The following is a 230-nucleotide window of genomic DNA, read 5'->3' on the forward strand; positions in this document are numbered from 1 at the left end:
AAAGGCTCGGAGGTGGGCGCCCACATTCTGTCCGGCGCGGTGATCGACCCGATCGGGCTCGACGGCCTCCTGCCCGAGTGGCGCACCGATCCCGACCGGCCGCTCAAGACGGAAGTCACCGCCGACGAGTTCATGTATCTGGGCCATGCCGGCGGCGTGCGCCTGCCCAACGTGTTCATGCCCAAGCTCATGAACAACCACGGCAACTTCGTGGGCTCGCTGGGCAACCT

1 pseudogene is annotated in these 230 nt (G+C 66.5%); it reads left to right on the plus strand.

Annotation, left to right across the window (positions count from 1 at the left end):
* Positions 1-230, plus strand: a pseudogene (locus E4K09_RS23740) (electron transfer flavoprotein-ubiquinone oxidoreductase); the annotation flags it as partial.

The sequence above is a fragment of the Microvirga pakistanensis genome, from assembly GCF_004458765.1.
Lineage (GTDB): Bacteria > Pseudomonadota > Alphaproteobacteria > Rhizobiales > Beijerinckiaceae > Microvirga > Microvirga pakistanensis.